Raw genomic sequence first — 17,770 nt, 5'->3', positions numbered from 1 at the left:
GCGCCATGTCCTCTTCGCGAGCAGTGCGTCATCCGGCATCACAGGGAGATGCCGCCGGCAGCCAGGGCAGGGGGCATGGCTCCGACGGTGACCGGATCGGTCCGCACCCGGACCCGATGAGGCCTGTCCCCGCTTCGGTCTCGCCGGTCAGGCTTGGGGCATGACCCGAGCACTGATCGTCATCGACGTCCAGGAATCCTTCCGCGCCCGCCCGCTGTGGCAGACCATCTCCAATCCGGAGATCGCCGACCGAGTGGACCGGCTGGTCCGGCTCGCCCGCCAGGCAGGCGACCTGGTGGTGTGGGTACTGCATTCCGAACCCGGCAGCGGTGACGTCTTCGACCCCGCCCTCGGACATGTCCGGCTGCTGGAGGAGTTGCAGCGCCGGGACACGGAACCGCTGATCCACAAGACCTCGCACAACGCCTTCACCACCACCAACTTGCAGCAGCTCCTCACCGAGCGCGGCATCCACGAGCTCACCGTCTGCGGCATCCGGACCGAGCAGTGCGTGGAGACCACCACCCGCGTCGCGAGCGACTTCGGCTACCAGGTCACCTTCGTCATCGACGCCACCGCGACCAACCCCATCCCGCACCGTGACGCTCCCCCTGGCCAGAGCGTCGACGAACTGCTGTCGGATCCTCGCACCCTGAGCGCCGAGGAGATCATCAGGCGTACCGAGTACGCCCTTGCCGGACGCTTCGCCACCATCACCACGGTCGCGGAACTGGAAGCCGCGGCCGCATCTCGGGCATGATGACCGGATCGTGAGCCACATCGCCTTTCTCCTGGTGCCCGGACTCCACCTGCTGGACCTGGCGGGCCCCGCGCAGGTCTTTTCCACGGCCGCCGGCTTCGGGCATTCCTACACACTCAGCTACGTCGCCGAGCAGCCGCTGGTCCCCACCGCTCAGGGGCTGCCACTGGTGGCCCAGTCCGACTGGCCCGAACTGGGCCCCGAGGACCTGATCGTGGTGCCCGGCTGGCGGGCGCCCACCCTGGCCGGCAGCCCGGCCATCGGTGCGGCCTTCCAGCAGTCCCTCCGGGACCACCACGCCCGGGGCGGCACCGTTGCCAGCGTCTGCGCCGGAGCCGACGCGCTCGGCAGAGCCGGCCTGCTCGACGGCCGCCGCTGTACCACTCACCACGATGTGCAGGACGAGCTCGCACGCCGCTACCCCAGGGCGTCAGTCATTCGCGATGTCCTGTACACCGCCGACGACCGGGTGATCACCTCGGCCGGCATCGCCAGCGGCATCGACCTGGCCCTGTACCTGGTCGCCGCCCGGCACGGCCCCGCCGTCGCCGCACAGGTCGCCCGGGACATGGTCGTCTACGCACGACGCAACGGCCATGAACCGCAGGCCAGCGCCATGCTCAGGTACCGGTCGCACCTCGACGACACCGTGCACCATGCCCAGGACCTGCTCGACGCCCGCTTTGACCAACCGTTGCCCCTGTCCGCCCTGGCCACGACCGTGGGCGTGAGCGAACGCACCCTCACCCGCCGCTTCACCCGCGCCACCGGCGGCGTCACCCCACTGCGCTACCAGCAGACCCTGCGTCTCGAACGCGCCGAACACCTCATCAGTCACGGCGCCACCGTCGATGCCGCCGCCCGCGCGGTCGGCTTCGAGGACCCCCGCATGCTGCGCCGCCTACGAACCCGCGAGCACTGACCTGGAGCAACGCACACCAGATCCGTGAGCGGGATCGGGTACGCAGTCCTGCCCAGCAGTGCGTTCCGCTTGTCACCGCAACTGGTGCAGGCCCACCTGGAGCAGTTGCTGCCACTGGACGACGAGCGCCGGCTGGAATCCGAGGCCTGGTTCGCGTTGGCGTTCGAAGGGACCGATCCGGCGACGCCGCGCTGGCGGCCAGATGCCCAACGCGATCCGCCTGCTTGCCGCGGCCGCCCGTCCCGGGGGACCTACAGCTTCCAGCCGCGCAGCTGGTCAGCGACGTCCTGAACGCTGATACGGGTGTCGCGGACCTTGCGGACCAGATCGGGCAACGCGCCGTAAGGGGGATCGATGCCCTCGCCCGCCTGCGCCATGTACTGAGCGGCGAGGAACGCCGCGTACAGGCTGTTGCGGTGCGGAAGCGGTTCCAGGCGCACGATCGTGTGCAGCAGGGCCGCCGCGCGCCAGGCCGTGTCCGGGTCGGCTGTCGCGAGGGTGGGCAGCCGGGTCTTGTGGCGGGCGACGGCGGCGACCAGTGCCGAGTAGTCGGAGACGGTCAGGTCGTCTTGGCCGAGCGCGTTCTCCTGGACGTCCAGCAGCCAGGAGACGTCGATGTAGAGGGGCGGCATCAGGCGGCAGCGGCCCCGTTGCCGCGCTCGGCGGGCGGCACTTCGTCGGGGAAGGCTTCGTCGAACTCGCCGCGCAGCCGCTCGGCCCATTCGGTCGCGCCGGCGACGAACTGCTTGCGCTGCATCTCGCGGATTCCGAGGTCGTGCAGGTACTGCTTCAGGCTCTTGCCCTCGGCGGCGGCGGCGGCCCGGACGCCTTCGAGTTCCTCGTCGGTGAAGGACACGTTCAGAGATGGCATACCTGCGATGGTACCTAATAGGTGCCGGGCGGTGAAGCGGGATGCCGGACCGGCCGATCGCCGTCCGCCTCCTCCCCGCTCGCCGTCGAGTGCAAGGGATCGAGGGCCGGACCCGGCTCACCGGGAGCGCACCCGATCAGCCGGCCCCACCACGAGTCGCACCACATGACGAACGAGCGCAACGGTCGGTCAGGTGTGCGGCGTTCGGTCCTCGGTACGGCTGTGCCGCCCCTGCGGAGCAGGGAATCGGATGCGGTCCACGTGTCCGGGGCACCTGCCGGCGGGCCGAACTCTTCGCGGGCGACACCTGCCCAATGCCATACGCCCGTATACGCAAGGGAAAATTCAGTTCATCGGTCCGCAAATCGGTCGCTGGATCGGTGTAATCGGCACGCACGCCGCACCGCGGGGCGATCTAGCGTCAGGAGCGTACGGGGGCCACACGGACCAGAAAGCACCGAGGCACACATGCCCATCCCGGATACCGACGTCATCTCCGCGACCGCACTCGACACCCTCACCCCGCCCGCCGCCGCCGATCCGCTCCCGCCTCTCGACGAACTGCCGCGGTCGGCATCCTCACCGGACGTGGTACTGCGACGGGTACGCGACGAGCTCACGCTCGACGGCGACGCACAGCGCAACCTCGCCACCTTCGTGACCACCTGGATGGAACCGCAGGCACGGCAGTTGATGGCCGACACCGCCGAGAAGAACCTCGCGGACCGCGCCGAGTACCCGCAGATCACCGCCATGGAGGAACGCTGTGTGCGGATGCTCGCCCGGCTGTGGCACGCACCCGACCCGCAGCGGGTCCGCGGCTGCTCCACCACCGGCTCCAGCGAGGCGGCGATGCTCGGCGGGCTCGCGCTCAAGCGCCGCTGGCAGCAGCGCCGGCGCGGGCAGGGCAAGGACACCGGCCGTCCCAACCTGGTGATGGGCGCCAACGTCCAGGTCTGCTGGAAGAAGTTCGCCAACTACTTCGAGGTCGAGCCGCGTTACGTCCCGATGGAGCCCGGCCGCTACCACCTCACGCCAGACACCCTCACCGCCTACTGCGACGACAACACGATCGGTGTCGTCACCGTCCTCGGCTCCACCTACGACGGCTCCTACGAACCCGTCGCCGACGTCTGCATGGCCCTGGACGGCTACCAGGCCGCCACCGGCACCGACATTCCCGTGCACGTCGACGGCGCCTCCGGCGCGCTGGTGGCGCCGTTCCTCGACCCGGGTCTGATGTGGGACTTCCAGCTCGAAAGGGTCGCCTCCATCAACACCTCGGGGCACAAGTACGGGCACGTCTTCCCCGGCCTCGGCTGGGCCCTGTGGCGCACCCCCGAGGCCCTGCCGGACGAGCTGGTCTTCGAGGTCGACTACCTCGGCGGCCGCTCCCCCAGCTTCACCCTCAACTTCTCCCGTCCCGGCGCCCACGTCGTCGCGCAGTACTACAGCTTCCTGCGGTACGGCTTCGAGGGACTGCACGACCTCGCGGTCCAGAACCGTACGACGGCCCGTGCCCTGGCCGACCGCATCCAGGGCATCTCGCCCTACGAACTGGTCACCGACGGTTCCGAACTCCCCGTCGTCGCCTTCCGGCTCGCGCCCGGCGCTCAGGGGTTCACCGTCTTCGACGTCTCGCACGCGATGCGCGCACGCGGCTGGCATCTGCCGGCCTACACCTTCCCCGCCCCCTGCGAGGACGTCTCCGTCCTACGCCTCGTCGTCCGCACCGGATTCACCACCGACCTCGCGGGCCGGTTCATCGCCGACCTGACAGAGGTCACCCGGCAGTTCCGTCCCGGCCTCTCCATGCCCACTCCCCTGCCTCCCCTGCGGCGAGGGTGACGGTGACGGATCGATGACAGGACGGGGCCGACCCTGTCGAGGCCGACCCCGTACCCCTCATCGACGTTCGGCTACTCGACGTTGATCTTGAATGTGCTCGTCGTGTTCCGGATGTCCTGGGCGTTGCCGCTCATACGCAGGCCGCGGAAGGTGGCTTCGCCGACCGCGGGGCCCTGGCCCGGTTCCGGGAGTTCGTTCGCCCAGATACCGAAGCCGGACTTGGCGTCGAAGGTGTCTCCGCTCTTCTTGCTGTTGGTGATGGAGATGTCGGTGAAGACGGTGTCCTTGACCGGGAACTGGGGCTGCCCGCCGACGTAGTTGGTCTGGAACATGACGCCTCCGTACGTGGAGTCGTCGATGTCGACGTCGTTGACCCGGATGCCCTGGAAGACCTTCGAGGCGGAGAACGCCCAGATGGCGGGGAAGACCTGGGAGCCCCAGAAGTGGCCGCCGGTCCGGTCCAGGGAGACGTTCTCGATCGTCGTGGGATCGGTGCCGAAGCCGTTCATCGGGTAGCCGAAGTCCAGCGAGGAGATCGTGACGCCGGAGTAGACGAGGGTGTCGGCGACGCGGATGTTGCGGAAGGTGTTGTCGTAGCCGCCGTAGACGGCGATGCCGGCGGCTCGCCAGGTGAGGGTGGACGTCAGGTTCTCGTAGAGGTTGTTCTTCTCGTCGGCGCCGCCGGCGTCGATGGCGGAGAAGAGGGCGAAGCTGTCGTCGCCCGTGGCGCGGGCGTCGTTGTTGACGACGTGGTTGTCCGTGGAGCCGTTCGTCATGTTGATGCCGTCGGCGAAGGTGTCACGGATCCGGGAGTTCTCGATGGTCATGTGGTCGGTGTTGGCGCCCCAGTAGAGGCACACCATGTGCTCGGCCCAGATGTCGTCGATGGTGATGTCCGAGACGTTGGAGAAGTCGAACACCTTGCCCGGACCGTCGATCCGTGAGGTGTAGTTGCCGAAGTAGGCGAAGCCGGCGAACGTCGAGCCGTTGGCGGTGGCGTCGGCACGGAAGCCGATGTCGGTGTTCTCCTGGGATGCGGGGGCGTGGAAGCGGGTGAACCAGGGGCCCGCTCCGACGACCTTGACCGCCTTGCCGTAGACCTGGAACTTGCTGGAGGTGTCGTAGTCACCGGCGGGCAGGTAGACGCCGACGAGCTTGCCCGTGGTGTCCATGCGGACCTTGTCGAGCGCGTTCTGCACGTCCTGCTGGGTGAAGCCGGCCGGGACCGTGTAGGCGGCCGGGTCGGGGGCCGCCGTCGCCTGTTCGGTGTTGATGAAGTCGATGGCGTAGTAGCCGGCGGTGTTGGCCGAGTCCTTCTGGAGGCGGATCTTCGAGCCGGCGGGGACGGTCTTGCCGAGCAGGAGGTTCGCCTCGTCGTAGATGTGGCGCGGGGCGCCGGAGCCGGGCGAGTTGCCGGGTGCGGTCTCGCTGCCGTACAGCCAGGCGTACTTCGAGGTGAGGTCGATCGCCTTGAGGAACTGGCCGTCCACGTAGACGTCGAGGGTGGAGTCGGTGCCGTCCGGGATGGCGAAGCGGGTGACCAGGGTGTTGGTCGCGGCGCGGGTGGTCCACTCGACGTACTGGCCGGTGGCGTCGAGGGTCACCGCCTTGCGGCCGCTCGCCTCGCCGGCGATGTCGCCGACGGTGCGGTTCGGGCCGACGACCTTGGCGCCGCCGCCGACCGTGCCGTTCTCGGCCTCGTACATGTCGTACGGCATGTCGGCGCCCCGGCCGACGAACAGCGGCTGTGTGGTGGTGTTGTTGGCGCGCTTGACCGGCAGTTCGTTGGTGTCGTCGGCGATGACCGTCTTCACGGTGTACTTGCCGTTGACGGCCGTCCACGAGCCGAGGCTGACCGGTGCGGTCGTCACGCCGGAGCCGATGGTGCCGTTGTAGGAGCCGGTGAGGGTCTTGACGGTGGCGCCGTTCGCGTCCTGGATCGTCAGCGTGACGCCGTGGGCGCCGGAGGCGGAGTCCACCGTTCCCTGGTTCTTGAGGGCGACGGTGAAGGCGACGTCGTCACCGGCCGAGGCGCTGGAGGGCGTCCAGGCGACGGGTGCGGCGACCAGGTCGGAGCTGGAGACGGGTTTGACCACGAGGGCGTCGGAGCGGGCGAAGGTGTTGTTGCCCTCGTTCTGCTCGATGACCTTGTTGGACGGGTCCACCTCGGCGCCGACCGGGTAGCTGCCCGCGTCCCGCGTGCCGATGCTCGCGGTGACGGTCGTCGAGTCGCCGGCCGCGAGGGCCGGCACGTCGGCCGTGCCCGCCTTGGTGCCGCCGAGGGTGAAGTTCAGGTCGGTGGCCTTGGCCGCCCTGCTGCCGCTGTTGGTGACGGTCGCCGAGAGACTGATGGCGTCCGACTCGACGGGCGCGGCAGGAGTGCTGGTGATACCGGTGACCTTGAGGTCCGGGTTGGCCGCCGGGGTGCCGATCACCTGGAGCTCGGCGACCTGGCCGCCCGGGGCGCCGGTGTTGGAGGCGAACTTGAGCTGGATGTCGGCGGCGGCGCCGGAGACCGGGATGGTCACGGTGTTGCCGGTGGCCGGGTCGAACGTGTAGTCCTTCGCCGCGACGAGGCTGGTGAAGGACGTCGCGTCCTGGTCACGGCCGAGTACCTGGATGTTCTGGGTGCGGGTCGACCAGGCCGGGTCCGGGTTGAGTTTGACGACGACCTGGCTGAGGTCGGCGTTGGCTCCCAGCTTGGTGGTGAGGGTGGCCGGCCAGGCGCCGCCCGCGCTCTCCCAATAGGTGCCGACCTGGCCGTCGTTGGCGTTCGCTGCGACGTAGGTGAAGGTGTACGAGGAGGCCTCGACGGGCTTGCCCTGGGCGAGGTCGGAGCCGGCACCGGAGCCGGGCCGGGTGACGCTGTTGCTGGCCACCGACACGTTCCCGGCGGCGTCCTTGGCCTTCACGTAGTAGGTGACCGTGGCCGTCGCCGACGGGGTGTCGGTGTACGTCGTCACGTCGCCCGCCACGGTCTTGACGAGCCGGCCGTCGGCGTAGATGTCGTACCCGGTGACCTGCACGTTGTCGCTCGACGCCTGCCAGGTGAGTTTCACGTCGCTGCCGGACTGGGTGTAGGCGAGGCCGCCGGGCGCGGTGGGGGCCTGGGTGTCTCCGCTCGTCCCCTTGCGGGTGACGCTGTTGCTGTCGGCGGAGACGTTGCCCGCGGCGTCCTTGGCCCGTACGAAGTAGGTGATGTCGGTGCCGGCCGGCTGGGTGTCGGTGTACGTCAGGACGTTCCCGGCGACGCTCGCCCGCAACTGGCCGCCCGCGTAGACGTCGTAGCCGGTCACGGCTGTGTCGTCGGTGGCCGCGTTCCAGGTCAGCCTGATCTGCCCGGTGGCCGGTTCGGTGTAGCTCAGGCCGGACGGCGCGGTGGGCGCCTGGGTGTCGCCGGTCGCCGGTCCGTAGACCTCCAGCTCGGACGCCTGCCCGGCGGGCCAGCCGTCGTTGGCGGTGAACAGCGCCCGCACGTACCGCGTCGTGGTCGTGTCGAAGGCGATGGTCGTCGACTGGTCGTCGGCGCTGTCGAAGGTGTACGCCTTCGGAGCCGTCAGGTCGGTGAAGTTCCGGTTGTCGGTGGAGCCCTGGATCTTGAGTGTCTGGCTGCGGCTCGGCCAGCCGCTGGGCAGCCGCAGCGTCACCTGGTTCACCTGGAGGGACGAGCCGAGGTCGACCTGGAGCCACTGCGGGAAGGAGTTGTTGGTGCTCTCCCAGTAGGTGCCCCGGTTGCCGTCACCGGCGTTGGCCGCGCCGTAGACGTCGGCGTGCCCGCTCTCGCTGAAGGGTCTGCCCAGGGCGAGGTTGGGGGTCGAGGCGGCGGTGGTGAGGACCTGCATCTCGGCGAGCTGGGCGGTGCGGGCGGCCGAGTTGGCGCTGAAGTCGGCGCGGACGTACCGGGCGAGGGTCGCGGGGACGGCGACCTTCACGGTGTTGTCGTTGCCGGGGCTGAAGACGTACTGCGCCGACGACTTGAGCGTGGCGAAGCTCTTGCCGTCGGCACTGCCCTGGAGCGCGAGGGTCTGTTTGCGGGTCTGCCAGTGCTCGGGCAGGCGCAGCACGACCTCACGGACGCGCTTGGTCCGTCCGAGGTCTGTCTGGACCCACTGGGCCGACTTGTTCGCGGCCTGCCAGTAGGTGTCGGTGTCACCGTCGGTGACGTTCGATGCCGCGTGGGCGGTGCGGGCACTGCCTGCCGTGGTCGCGGTGTCCGCGGCGGCGTTGGGGCCACCGGCCGCGTGGGCGCCGACGGCGGGCAGGCCCAGAACCATCACGGCGGAGGCGAGCACAGCGGTCGCCGCGCGGCGTCTCGGGGATCTCGGCTTGTGTCGAGGAGTCATGCGGGTCACTTCCTGCGGAGGCTCGCGCGCCGAGGGGGCGGCGAGGGCGGCTCGTTCCTGGCGGAGTGGTGCAGAAAGGTGCGGTGCGATGTGAAATGAAGACGGTGCGGCGATGCGCAGAATATTGCATTGTTTCATCGAAATATTGCAGAGCCCTGTGAGCCCGTCTACTGACAGGACAGCACAAGTTTCACCAGAAGAGCCCATGCCTCAGCGGCAGGTGTGCCGTTCACACCACTCGAAGGCCCCTCACGGGGCGCGCACGACTCGGACCCGCGCATGTCACACAGGCTGCGCTTGCGTCCCACACCGCAAGCGAGCGCAATATACGCAAATTCTTGCTCTTATCTGCGCACGCCTTGCGCATTCTGGTGCAGGAAAGGCGCCAGGTACGACGAACGCCCCCCTGGAATCCGCCTGGTGGGCTGGGGGGCGTTCGGTTTACTGCCGGTCGGATCGGGGTCAGCCGCGCGGGCGCTCGAAGGTCAGGAGCAGGCCCTCGACGGCTCCGGGGCCGATGCGGCCCTTGACGTCGGCGGAGGTGATGGCCTTGAGGGCCCAGCCGTCCTCGGCGTGCTTGTTGAGGACCTTCTCCAGCTTGTCGCTGTCCAGCGCGTCGCCGATCAGCGACTCCCGGAAGGTGACGACCTTGTACTCGTACGCGTAGGCACTGCTCATGACTGCGAGGTCCTCCTGCCGGCAAAGCCGGTTCGGGGTGGGATTGGCCAGGGTCAGACAATCATCCCCGCCGGCCGTGGCGCACCGCGGGCCTGGGTTTTCTCGTTCATGGGCGGTCCACCCGGAAGTGGTAGCAGCCGTATTCGACGGCGCGCACGTGTACTTGGGCGGTCTCGGGGTCGGCGAAGGCCTCGGCCAGCGCGTGGGCGAAGGCCGCCTGGGCGTCCTCGGGAAGCTCCAGCATGCGACCGCCCGTGATGTGCCCTCGGCTGTCGTAGCGGCGCAGGACGCGCAGGGCGCCGGGGCGGGCCCAAGGACAGCCGCCGAGGTTCCCGCCGGCCGGGCCGCCGCACTCCTCGGCGTGGATGAAGACGGGGCCCTGTTCGTCGTAGGCCCCGGGGTCGGCGCCGGTCCGCGCCGCCCAGCGGCGCAGCGGGGCGTAGGAGATCAGGGCGATCCGCTCTCCCGCGGTGCTGGACCGCAGGCAGCAGCGCAGTGGCGCGTCGCCTTCGTCGTCCGTGTACGGGCGCGGCGGATCTCCGGCGTCGTCGCGGACCCGGAGTTCCTTGAGGGCCGTGGAGGAGATGGGAAGGGGGGAGAAGGAAGCGGTCATGCCGTTCAGCGTGGCGTGGGGGCGGCCCGGGTCGCCGGCGGGAATCGGACGCGATCACCGCTGAGCCGTCGCGGTGAGGCGTCGTAGTGCGGCCTGGGCGGGTGGCCCCCAGGTGGGCTTGCCTCCGGGGCGGCCGTGCACGCCGGCGTCCGCGATGTGGAGGCAGGCCAAGGCGCGCAGCACCGCCCAGCCACGGGCTCGCCGCAGGGTCGCGGCGTCCGGGCCCGGCCGGTACTCCTCGTGGAAGAGAGCGGCGGCGCCGTCCGGCAAGAGGATCCAGGCGGCGGCGAGATCGAAGGCCGGGTCGCCGGCGAAGAGGTCGCCGAAGTCGATCACACCGCAGAAGGTGCCGTTCGCGGTGAGGATGTTGGCCGGGTGCAGGTCGCCGTGGAGCCAGAGGCGGGGGCCTGCCCAGTCCGGCGCGGCGGCGGCGTCTTCCCAGACCGCGCGGACGGCGTCCGGGTCGCGGATCAGCCCCAGCTCGGTGGCCGAGGCGAGCCCCTCAGCGAAGGATTCGGCGGTGCCGGCCAGCGGGCCGCCGCGCTGCCGGCCCGTCGGTGCCTCGTCGGGGGCGGGGCGGTGCAGAGCGGTCAGGAAGGCGGCCAGTGCGACGGCCGACTCGGCGGGGCGCGTCGCGGGGGCCCGGTCGGCCCGCTCGCCCGGGACCCAGGTGGTGACGAGCCAGGGCCGCGGGAAACGTCGGCAGGGCTCGCCGATGCGCTGCGGGACAGGGACCCGCAGGGGAAGACGCGGGGCGAGGAGGGGCAGCCAGGCGTGTTCCTTGCGCAGCAGGGCGTCCGCGGACCGGGTCGCCCAGGGCAGCCGGACGGCGAGGTCGTCGCCGAGCCGCCAGACCTGGTTGTCCCAGCCGAGCGCTCCGAGCTTCAGGGGACGGTCCGCCAGGTCGGGGTGCTGCTCGCGCAGCAGCTGCCGGATCAGGTCCTCGGTGATGTCCGTCTCGTCGGCTGTCATGAAGCTGAGCCCCTGTTCTTCGTGAGTGGATCGCGGCGGCGCGGGGCCGCGGCTGCGGCAGGTGCCGGGGGAAACGGCGTTCGGAGCCGGAACGTCGACTCGCCCGCACGCTTCGTCGTGGCAGTCTGTCCCGTCGTGCCGGGGCGCGGCGAAAGCCGGTCGTCAGGTCGGCCTTGGCGCGGGCGGCGGCCGGGGGTTCGGTGGGCCGGATCCGGGTCGGTTGCCCTGCCGATGCGAACGCGACCGCGTAGAGCCGAGCGAGGCCGAGACAGTCCAGGGCCCAGGCGGCCGGGAGCGGGCGGAAGGCCGGCGCCCTTCCGAGGCCGGCCGGCGATCATCATGTGCCGCCGTCGCCCCCTGCGGTCCTCCCGGACGCCGGCACGTACGGAGAACAGCGGGCTCGGCAGAAGCCCGGCGGCCGTGAGCCGGCCCGTCCGCGGGGCAGCCGCGTCCAGGGCCGGGACCGCGAGCAGGGGCAGCGCGAGCTGCGTGATCTGGTCGCCGAAGAGCGGGACGGTCCGGCCCTTACAAGGGGCTCCCGTCGACACCGAGGTCGGTTCGTGTTGTTTAGATCACTTTTACCCCTTCGATGAGCAGGGTATTTGTGTTACTCATGAGATGTGCGGTCGAGGGTTGTCGTGCCTGACCGCACGGACTCGGGAAGATCTGCCGGTACGCGCCCGGAGTCAGCGAGCTGTGTGAGCTTCATGAACCCCACACCCGCCTCTGCTTCGCCGTTCGACATGGTCAGCGGCGCCCTGGGTGATTACATCCCGAAGGGCGCAGCGCCGGCGGCGGTCACGGGTGCTCCCGGGGCGGAGGAGGCCGGGAGCGGGGAACAGATCCTCGGGGTGGTCAGTCTCGACCGGGACCTGAGGATCCGCGGCTCCAATCTGGACGCCGCTCCGTTCGCGGGGGTGAGTGCGACGCCGGGGGCCGCCTTCACTGATCTGCTGCCGCCCGGGGACGTGGCGACGGTCACGCAGCGGCTGCGGCGGGTCCTTGAGACACGCGAGGCGCATGTCGCCCGGGTCCAGCGCCTTCGGCGGGACGACGGGACGGAGCTGGTGGTCTCGATGAGCATCCTGCCGGCCGCGCCGCCGCAGGACGGTCTGACGGTGTCCCTGATCGCCATGGCCAAGCGACTGCACCTGTACGCCTCCGCCGCCGCGATCGGTACGTCCCTGGACATCGGGGAGACGGCGCAGTCCCTGGCCCAGTCCCTGCTGGCCTGGGGGGACGTGGCCGCCGTCAACCTGGACTACGCCGTGTGGACGGGCGAGGCGGTCACCGAGCAGGCGCAGGAGCGCATCCGGTTGCGGCGGGCGGCCCTGGTGCCGGACCGGGCCTGGCCAGAGGGCTATCTGACCCCCGGGGACAACCTTCCCCGGGAAGCGAGCCGCCTGCTGGCCGGTGCGGTGATGCGCGACGACGTTCCGCGGGCCGTCGTCCTTCCGGACCGGGAGGCGATCGAACGGGCACTCGGCGATCCCCGCCTGGTGCGCGCCTTGGTGCCGGGCAACCGGCCGGTGAGCGTCGCCTGCATCCCGCTGGTGGTGGAAGGTCCCGAAGGCGCGCCGAGGCCCATCGTGCTGGGGGTGACGGAGGTCTGGCGGCGGCCGGAGTACCTCTTCCGCGACGGCGAGCTGCTCGACCTGCAAGAACTCGTGGCCAAGACCGCCCGGCACGTCGACCTGGCCCGCCAGCATCAGCGTGAGCACGCCCAGGTCCTGGCACTGCAGCGGCGGCTGCTGCCGCGGGCCGGCAGCGACACCATCGAGATCGCCAGTGTCTACGAGCCCACCACCCCGGACAGTGCGGGCGTCGGCGGCGACTGGGTGAACAGCTTTCCGCTGCCGAGTGACCGTACCGCGCTGGTCGTCGGCGACGTCGTGGGGCACGGCCTGGGGGCCGCGGCGGCGATGGGCCAGCTGAGCATGGAGGCGCGGGCACTGCTGTCGGCGGGGATGGGCCCCGGGGAGGTGCTGGAGCGGCTGGACGAGACGGTCACCCTCCTGGACGACACGGACGCGGGCCTGGCGGCCGGATACAGCGCGCTGGGCTCGACGTGCTGCATCGCGGTCTACGACCCTGTCGACCACCGGGTGGTGATCTCCAACGCCGGCCATCTGCCCCCGCTCCTCGTCCGTCCCGACGGGTCCGCGGAGACCGTGGCGACGCAGCCGCACCCGGCCCTGGGCGCCGAGTTCGTCGTACGGGAGCCGTTCGAGGTGCAGGAGTTCACCGCGCCGCCCGGTTCGCTTCTCGTCCTCTACACCGACGGCCTGGTGGAGGATCCGGGGGCCTCCATCGACGACGGCATCGGCCGGCTGACGGAGGTCGTGCGCGAGGTGCATCCCTGGGACGATCTCCAACAGGCCGCGCGTCGCGTGGTCGCCAGGCTGGCCCCGAAGGAGCCGCTGCGCGACGACGTCACCCTGCTGCTCGCCCGGCTGGCCGGCCGCCGCAGCCGGTCCACCGCCACCTGGCAGCTGCCCGCCCGTGACGACACCGCCGCCCGCGCCCGCGCTCTGGCCGCTCCTCTCCTGCGCCGTTGGCACACCGGCGAGCAGGCCGGGGACAACGCACTGCTGGTGATCAGCGAACTGGTCACCAACGCCGTCCGGTTCGGCACCGGGCCCGTCACGGTACGGCTGGTGCGCACCGGGAGCCGCCTGACCTGCGAGGTCGGTGACACGGGCAACGGCCGGCCGCGCCTGCGCCGCGGCGACCCGCTCGACAGCGCCGGGCGAGGACTGTACGTCGTCCACAAGCTGACCACCCGCTGGGGAGTGCGGTGGACCCAGACCGGCAAGGCCGTCTGGGCGGAGCTGGAGGGGTAGCGCCGGTGCCGCGATGAGCGTGCCGGGCTTCGGCTACAACCACTCCCCCTCGACGGCCGTGGCCGTCAGGCCGGGGGCGGCCGCGTACAGCACCGTACGGCTGCCCGACTTCTGGCCCGCGTCGTGCGCGCGGCGCAGGATGTCGAGCACGGCGGCGCCGCCGCGGTTGCCCGTGGTGTAGCTGTCGCGGCTGTAGGCCAGCAGCCCCTCCGGCCAGCCGGCGGGCATCGTCTGCTCCATGTACTCCAGCACCCGTGTGCCGCCGGGGTGCGCGAGCAGCAGGTCGGGATGCCAGGGGTGCCCGTCGTCCTGGTGGCGCAGCCGCAGCCACTCCCACATCGCGGCCACCGTCTCCTGTACCGCGCGCGGTCCCCGGCGGTCCATGACGAAATGTGTGCCGTCGTCGCGGGTGTCCAGCCGGTGCAGGTCCATGGTGCCGGGCAGGGTGTGGTGCCAGGCCGCGTCCAGTCGCAGGACGGACTCCGGCCTGGGGCGGCCTGTGACCACCACGGCGACGGCGGTGTCCGCGAACAGCAGCCGGACGATGAGCGATTCCAGCGTGTCGTCGGCGGGCTGGTAGGTGGTGCTCAGCGCCTCCGATATCACGACCAGCACCACCCGGCCTGGGTCCGCGGCGACCAGCTCGGCCGCCAGCGCCAGCGATCGGGTGCCGGCGATGCACGCCCACTGGGTGGCCGGCAGCAGCAGTACGTCGCTGCGCAGCGAAAGGCGGTTGAACAGGGAGAGGTCCAGCCCCGGCAGGGCCGGGGTGGTGGAGTGACTGGTGATCAGGCAGTCGACGTCGGCGGTGTCCAGCCGGGCGTTTCGAAGGGCTTCGCGGGCCGCGTCTTCCCCGTACGTCTGCACGGCCGCCCAGGCGGGCGCGGTGCGCTCCTGGATGGTCTGCGGCGCCGGTATCGCCTCCAGGGCGGCGATCGCGCGTTTCACCTCGTGGTCGGTGAACCCGGTGCGGGCCAGGGCCGCACGGGCCGGGCCGGCGCCCAGAGTTCGCAGGCCCGTGCCGCTGCCGGGTGCGGCTGCCGTCTCCAGCGGCAGCATCCAGCCGCGGGAGTGGATGCCCGTACTGGCCGCGATGCCGTCGATCCGCGGCAGCCACGGCGCCTGTGGCTGCCGGCTTCTCACCTCCGCCAGGATCTCGCCGGTCTTCACGGCGTGTTCACCTTGCACGACGGCTGGGGGAGACAGATAGGCACCCATAGCGCGGATCTTTCGCAGAAAGCCGATAAATGATGTGAAGTGTCCGAAACCTGCCGGTTTTTACGGAGCGGGGTCAAGACGGTGTCATCGCAATGTACTTCGCATTCGCGCGTTCTTGGGCGTCTCATGTGCCCGCGGAACCATGCCGGTTCTGTTCGACGGTGCCGGGGCGGGGATTGCGGGAGCGCCCAGCCATTTCGTTACTTCCGCAAGTTACCCGGACCGGGGGGCAGTTGGGCTTCGCACCGGTCCAGTCGCCGGCCGAGACCGATGGCACCCATGAAGTGCGTCACAGTTCCGCTCCGTCACGGCCGGGCCAACGGGCGGGCGGCCCAGGGCTCCTGAGGTGTGCGACGGCGCACTTTTCGAAGCGGGCGCGCTACCCCGCGCTCCGCCCATGCTTCATCACCCGCTGTCGGAGATCCCGACGTCAGCCCGACGCGCCGCGGACCGCTCCCGCCCACCGCGGCCGCACCTCTGGCGGACAGCGCCCCCGCCGGAGACCATGGCGCCCTGATCACCCGACCGTGACGCACGAGACGGCGTCCTGGACGACCGGCGCAGACGGTTTCCCCGACCTCCCGGCCGCACGGTGTGCGGTCGCCCGAACCACTCTCCCCGCTCGCGGCCCGCCACGACCGGCCCCGGTCCCCACCGAGGAGTTGCCGAAATGTCCTTTGACATCCCTGATTTACCCTCGGAGCGGTCTTCGTACGAACGCCGGTCCCCGACCTGGTCGACCGGTCCGGAGCCGGACGGCACCCGTCCGGCGGGCCCTCGCTCCGGCGCCCACCGCACCTTGCGCCTGCTGCGGCGGGCGTATCGCTGGCACCGGCGGGTGGCGACCATCACCGCGCTCGGCTACTTCGCCGCCTTCCTCGCCCTGACCGTCAAAGCCCCTTCGCTGATGGCCCGCCCGGGCCCCGGCGGGCTGCCCACCGGGCTGCTTCTGGCGCTCGCCCAGATCCCCGTCACCTGGCTGGCGGTCCTCCTCTACGAAGCCGCCGCACACCGCTTCGTGGATCCCCTGGCGCGCCGCGCCCGCCGTCACCTGCGTGCGCCCGCGCCGGACCGGGAGCAGTCGCCGTGACCGGGTTCGGCGGCTCCGCCCAGTCCTGGTCCCTGGTCGCGTTCTGCGCGGTCGTCGCCCTCACCCTGCTGCTGTGCGTGCTCACCGGCCCGGAGGCCGACGACCTCGCCGAGTTCTACACCGGCTACCGGTCCCTGTCGCCGTTGCGCAACGGCCTGGCCGTCGCCGGCGACTACATCTCCGCCGCCACCGTCCTCACCATCGGAGGGATCATCGCCCTGTGCGGTTTCGACGGTATCGTCCTGGCCCTCAGCGCCCTGTTGTCCCTGCTGTTGCTGATGTTCCTGCTGGCCGAACCCCTCCACAACACCGGCCGTTACACCATGGGCGACGCGCTGGCCCGCCGCCACCCGGCCCGGTCGGTACGCGTCACCGCCTGCCTGGTCACCCTCGCCGCGCTCGTCCCGATGATGGTCGTCCAGCTCGCCGGGGTCGGTGAACTCCTGGCGTACGTCCTCGGGTTCAACGACGCCGGCATGAAGAACGGGTGCGTGGCCGGGGCGGGTGTCCTCATGATCAGTTATGCGGCGCTTGGCGGCATGCCCGGCACCGCCCTGGTCCAGATCATCAAGACCGTGGCGCTGCTCGGCTCCGGGCTGGTCGTGAGCGTGCTGATCCTGCGCGCGTTCGACTGGCAGCCGCAGGCGCTGTTCCACGCGGCGGCCCGGCAGAGCGGGGCCGACGACGCCTATCTGACCTGGGGGCTGCAGTACTCCAGCAGCCCGCATCCCGCCCTGGACATGGCCAGCACCCAGTGCGCCATCGTGCTGGGCGGCGCCTGCCTGCCCCACGTCACCATGCGGATGTACACGGCGGGCACGCCGCGCCAGGTCCGCCGTGCGATGTCCTGGGCGGTCTCCTCGGTGACCCTGTTCGTCCTGATGCTCACCCTGATCTGCACCGGAGCGACCGCGCTGGTCGGGCACGACCGCATCACCGCCGCCGACGCGCACGGCACGACCGCCTACCTGCTGGGCGCCCGCGCCGCGTTCGGAGCCGGCCTGTCCCGGCCGGAGAGCCTGCTCTTCGCCACCGTCACCACCGCTGTCTTTCTCACCCTCCTCGCCTCCGTCGCGAGCATGACGCTGGCCTGCGCCAACACCCTCGCCCACGACCTGACGGCGTCCCGGCCGGTTCCCTGGGCGCCGGCCCGGGAACTCGCCCTCGCCCGCTGCGGTGCGCTCGCCGTGGGCATCCCCACCATCCTTCTGGCCGTCCTCGCCCAGCACCGCAGCCTCCAGCCGCTGGCGACGGTCTCCTTCACCCTCGGCGCCTCCGCCATCGCCCCCGCGCTCCTCTACACCCTCTTCTGGCGCCGCTACACGCGCACGGCGCTGCTGGCCACCCTCATCGTGGGCACGCTGAGCGTGCTCGCCCTGGCCCCCGGCACCACCCTGGTCTCCGGGACACCGCTGTCCGCCTTTCCGGACGCCGACTTCGACTGGTTCCCCTACAACACGCCGGCGCTCGTCTCCGTGCCCGCGGGTTTTCTCGCCGGCTGGCTGACCACCGTCCTGGCCGGCCGGCGGGCCGCCGACCGCGAACGCAGCCGCTACGCGTCCCACGAGCACCACCTGCTGACCGGCCCGCCCCCGCGCCGCTCGCCCTAGAC

13 protein-coding genes are annotated in these 17,770 nt (G+C 70.9%); 6 read left to right on the top strand and 7 right to left on the bottom strand.

Annotated elements, in window-relative coordinates:
• Positions 1-160: 160 nt before the first annotated feature.
• Both LQ326_RS09710 and LQ326_RS09705 read left to right on the top strand, forming a co-directional pair.
• Entirely contained in the window at positions 161-760 is a 600-nt protein-coding gene (locus LQ326_RS09710; RefSeq protein ID WP_234534672.1) for an isochorismatase family protein, read from the top strand.
• A 10-nt stretch (positions 761-770) separates the two neighbouring features.
• Positions 771-1,682, top strand: coding sequence for a GlxA family transcriptional regulator (locus tag LQ326_RS09705; RefSeq protein ID WP_234534670.1), 912 nt, complete (start codon positions 771-773; stop codon positions 1,680-1,682).
• Positions 1,683-1,933: 251 nt separating this feature from the next.
• Here the strand turns inward: LQ326_RS09705 and LQ326_RS09700 are convergent, their stop codons facing one another.
• Together LQ326_RS09700 and LQ326_RS09695 are read right to left on the bottom strand one after the other, a co-directional pair.
• Positions 1,934-2,314, bottom strand: a complete 381-nt coding sequence (locus LQ326_RS09700; RefSeq protein ID WP_234534668.1) for a toxin Doc — start codon at positions 2,312-2,314, stop codon at positions 1,934-1,936.
• Positions 2,314-2,553: a hypothetical protein gene (locus tag LQ326_RS09695; protein ID WP_181803443.1), complete on the bottom strand. Its 240-nt coding sequence runs from the start codon at positions 2,551-2,553 to the stop codon at positions 2,314-2,316. Before LQ326_RS09695 ends, LQ326_RS09700 begins: the two co-directional genes overlap by 1 nt.
• 468 nt (positions 2,554-3,021) lie before the next feature.
• On the opposite strand from LQ326_RS09695, the gene gad reads away from it, so the two are divergent.
• Positions 3,022-4,401: a glutamate decarboxylase gene (gene gad, locus LQ326_RS09690; protein WP_234534667.1), complete on the top strand. Its 1,380-nt coding sequence runs from the start codon at positions 3,022-3,024 to the stop codon at positions 4,399-4,401.
• Positions 4,402-4,472: 71 nt separating this feature from the next.
• On the opposite strand, the gene LQ326_RS09685 is transcribed toward gad, so the two are convergent.
• The 4 genes from LQ326_RS09685 to LQ326_RS09670 form a co-directional block, all read right to left on the bottom strand.
• On the bottom strand, positions 4,473-8,744 hold the full coding sequence (locus LQ326_RS09685) for a galactose-binding domain-containing protein (RefSeq protein ID WP_234534665.1): 4,272 nt from the start codon (positions 8,742-8,744) through the stop codon (positions 4,473-4,475).
• Positions 8,745-9,206: 462 nt separating this feature from the next.
• Positions 9,207-9,422 carry a DUF4177 domain-containing protein gene (locus LQ326_RS09680; protein WP_089106991.1) on the bottom strand — a complete coding sequence of 72 codons (216 nt, stop codon included), beginning with the start codon at positions 9,420-9,422 and terminating at the stop codon, positions 9,207-9,209.
• 106 nt (positions 9,423-9,528) lie between these two features.
• The gene (locus tag LQ326_RS09675) at positions 9,529-10,035 is read right to left on the bottom strand and encodes a DUF1203 domain-containing protein (RefSeq protein WP_234534662.1); all 507 of its coding nucleotides are present in this window, start codon (positions 10,033-10,035) and stop codon (positions 9,529-9,531) included.
• Positions 10,036-10,089: 54 nt separating this feature from the next.
• On the bottom strand, positions 10,090-11,007 hold the full coding sequence (locus LQ326_RS09670; RefSeq protein WP_234534660.1) for an aminoglycoside phosphotransferase family protein: 918 nt from the start codon (positions 11,005-11,007) through the stop codon (positions 10,090-10,092).
• A gap of 707 nt (positions 11,008-11,714) precedes the next feature.
• On the opposite strand from LQ326_RS09670, the gene LQ326_RS09665 reads away from it, so the two are divergent.
• A complete protein-coding gene (locus LQ326_RS09665) occupies positions 11,715-13,850 on the top strand; it encodes a SpoIIE family protein phosphatase (RefSeq protein WP_234534658.1) in 2,136 nt (711 codons plus the stop codon).
• A gap of 33 nt (positions 13,851-13,883) precedes the next feature.
• Here the strand turns inward: LQ326_RS09665 and LQ326_RS09660 are convergent, their stop codons facing one another.
• The gene (locus tag LQ326_RS09660) at positions 13,884-15,068 is read right to left on the bottom strand and encodes a beta-ketoacyl-[acyl-carrier-protein] synthase family protein (RefSeq protein ID WP_234534655.1); all 1,185 of its coding nucleotides are present in this window, start codon (positions 15,066-15,068) and stop codon (positions 13,884-13,886) included.
• A gap of 670 nt (positions 15,069-15,738) precedes the next feature.
• Here LQ326_RS09660 and LQ326_RS09655 point away from each other — a divergent pair.
• Positions 15,739-16,158, top strand: a complete 420-nt coding sequence (locus tag LQ326_RS09655) for a DUF485 domain-containing protein (RefSeq protein ID WP_234534653.1) — start codon at positions 15,739-15,741, stop codon at positions 16,156-16,158.
• Positions 16,155-17,768, top strand: coding sequence for a sodium/solute symporter (locus LQ326_RS09650; RefSeq protein WP_234534651.1), 1,614 nt, complete (start codon positions 16,155-16,157; stop codon positions 17,766-17,768). Before LQ326_RS09655 ends, LQ326_RS09650 begins: the two co-directional genes overlap by 4 nt.
• Positions 17,769-17,770 lie beyond the last annotated feature (2 nt).

Source organism: Streptomyces shenzhenensis (assembly GCF_021462265.1).
GTDB lineage: Bacteria > Actinomycetota > Actinomycetes > Streptomycetales > Streptomycetaceae > Streptomyces > Streptomyces shenzhenensis.
This window is presented reverse-complemented; position numbering and strand designations above follow the sequence as displayed.

What these genes read in the sequence shown, in the direction of transcription:
- LQ326_RS09665 (WP_234534658.1), top strand. Translation starts at nt 11,715, where the DNA reads ATGAACCCCACACCCGCCTCTGCTTCGCCGTTCGACATGGTCAGCGGC.
- LQ326_RS09670 (WP_234534660.1), bottom strand. Translation starts at nt 11,007, where the DNA reads ATGACAGCCGACGAGACGGACATCACCGAGGACCTGATCCGGCAGCTG.
- gad (WP_234534667.1), top strand. Translation starts at nt 3,022, where the DNA reads ATGCCCATCCCGGATACCGACGTCATCTCCGCGACCGCACTCGACACC.
- LQ326_RS09685 (WP_234534665.1), bottom strand. Translation starts at nt 8,744, where the DNA reads ATGACTCCTCGACACAAGCCGAGATCCCCGAGACGCCGCGCGGCGACC.
- LQ326_RS09695 (WP_181803443.1), bottom strand. Translation starts at nt 2,553, where the DNA reads ATGCCATCTCTGAACGTGTCCTTCACCGACGAGGAACTCGAAGGCGTC.
- LQ326_RS09680 (WP_089106991.1), bottom strand. Translation starts at nt 9,422, where the DNA reads ATGAGCAGTGCCTACGCGTACGAGTACAAGGTCGTCACCTTCCGGGAG.
- LQ326_RS09700 (WP_234534668.1), bottom strand. Translation starts at nt 2,314, where the DNA reads ATGCCGCCCCTCTACATCGACGTCTCCTGGCTGCTGGACGTCCAGGAG.
- LQ326_RS09675 (WP_234534662.1), bottom strand. Translation starts at nt 10,035, where the DNA reads ATGACCGCTTCCTTCTCCCCCCTTCCCATCTCCTCCACGGCCCTCAAG.
- LQ326_RS09710 (WP_234534672.1), top strand. Translation starts at nt 161, where the DNA reads ATGACCCGAGCACTGATCGTCATCGACGTCCAGGAATCCTTCCGCGCC.
- LQ326_RS09660 (WP_234534655.1), bottom strand. Translation starts at nt 15,068, where the DNA reads ATGGGTGCCTATCTGTCTCCCCCAGCCGTCGTGCAAGGTGAACACGCC.
- LQ326_RS09655 (WP_234534653.1), top strand. Translation starts at nt 15,739, where the DNA reads ATGTCCTTTGACATCCCTGATTTACCCTCGGAGCGGTCTTCGTACGAA.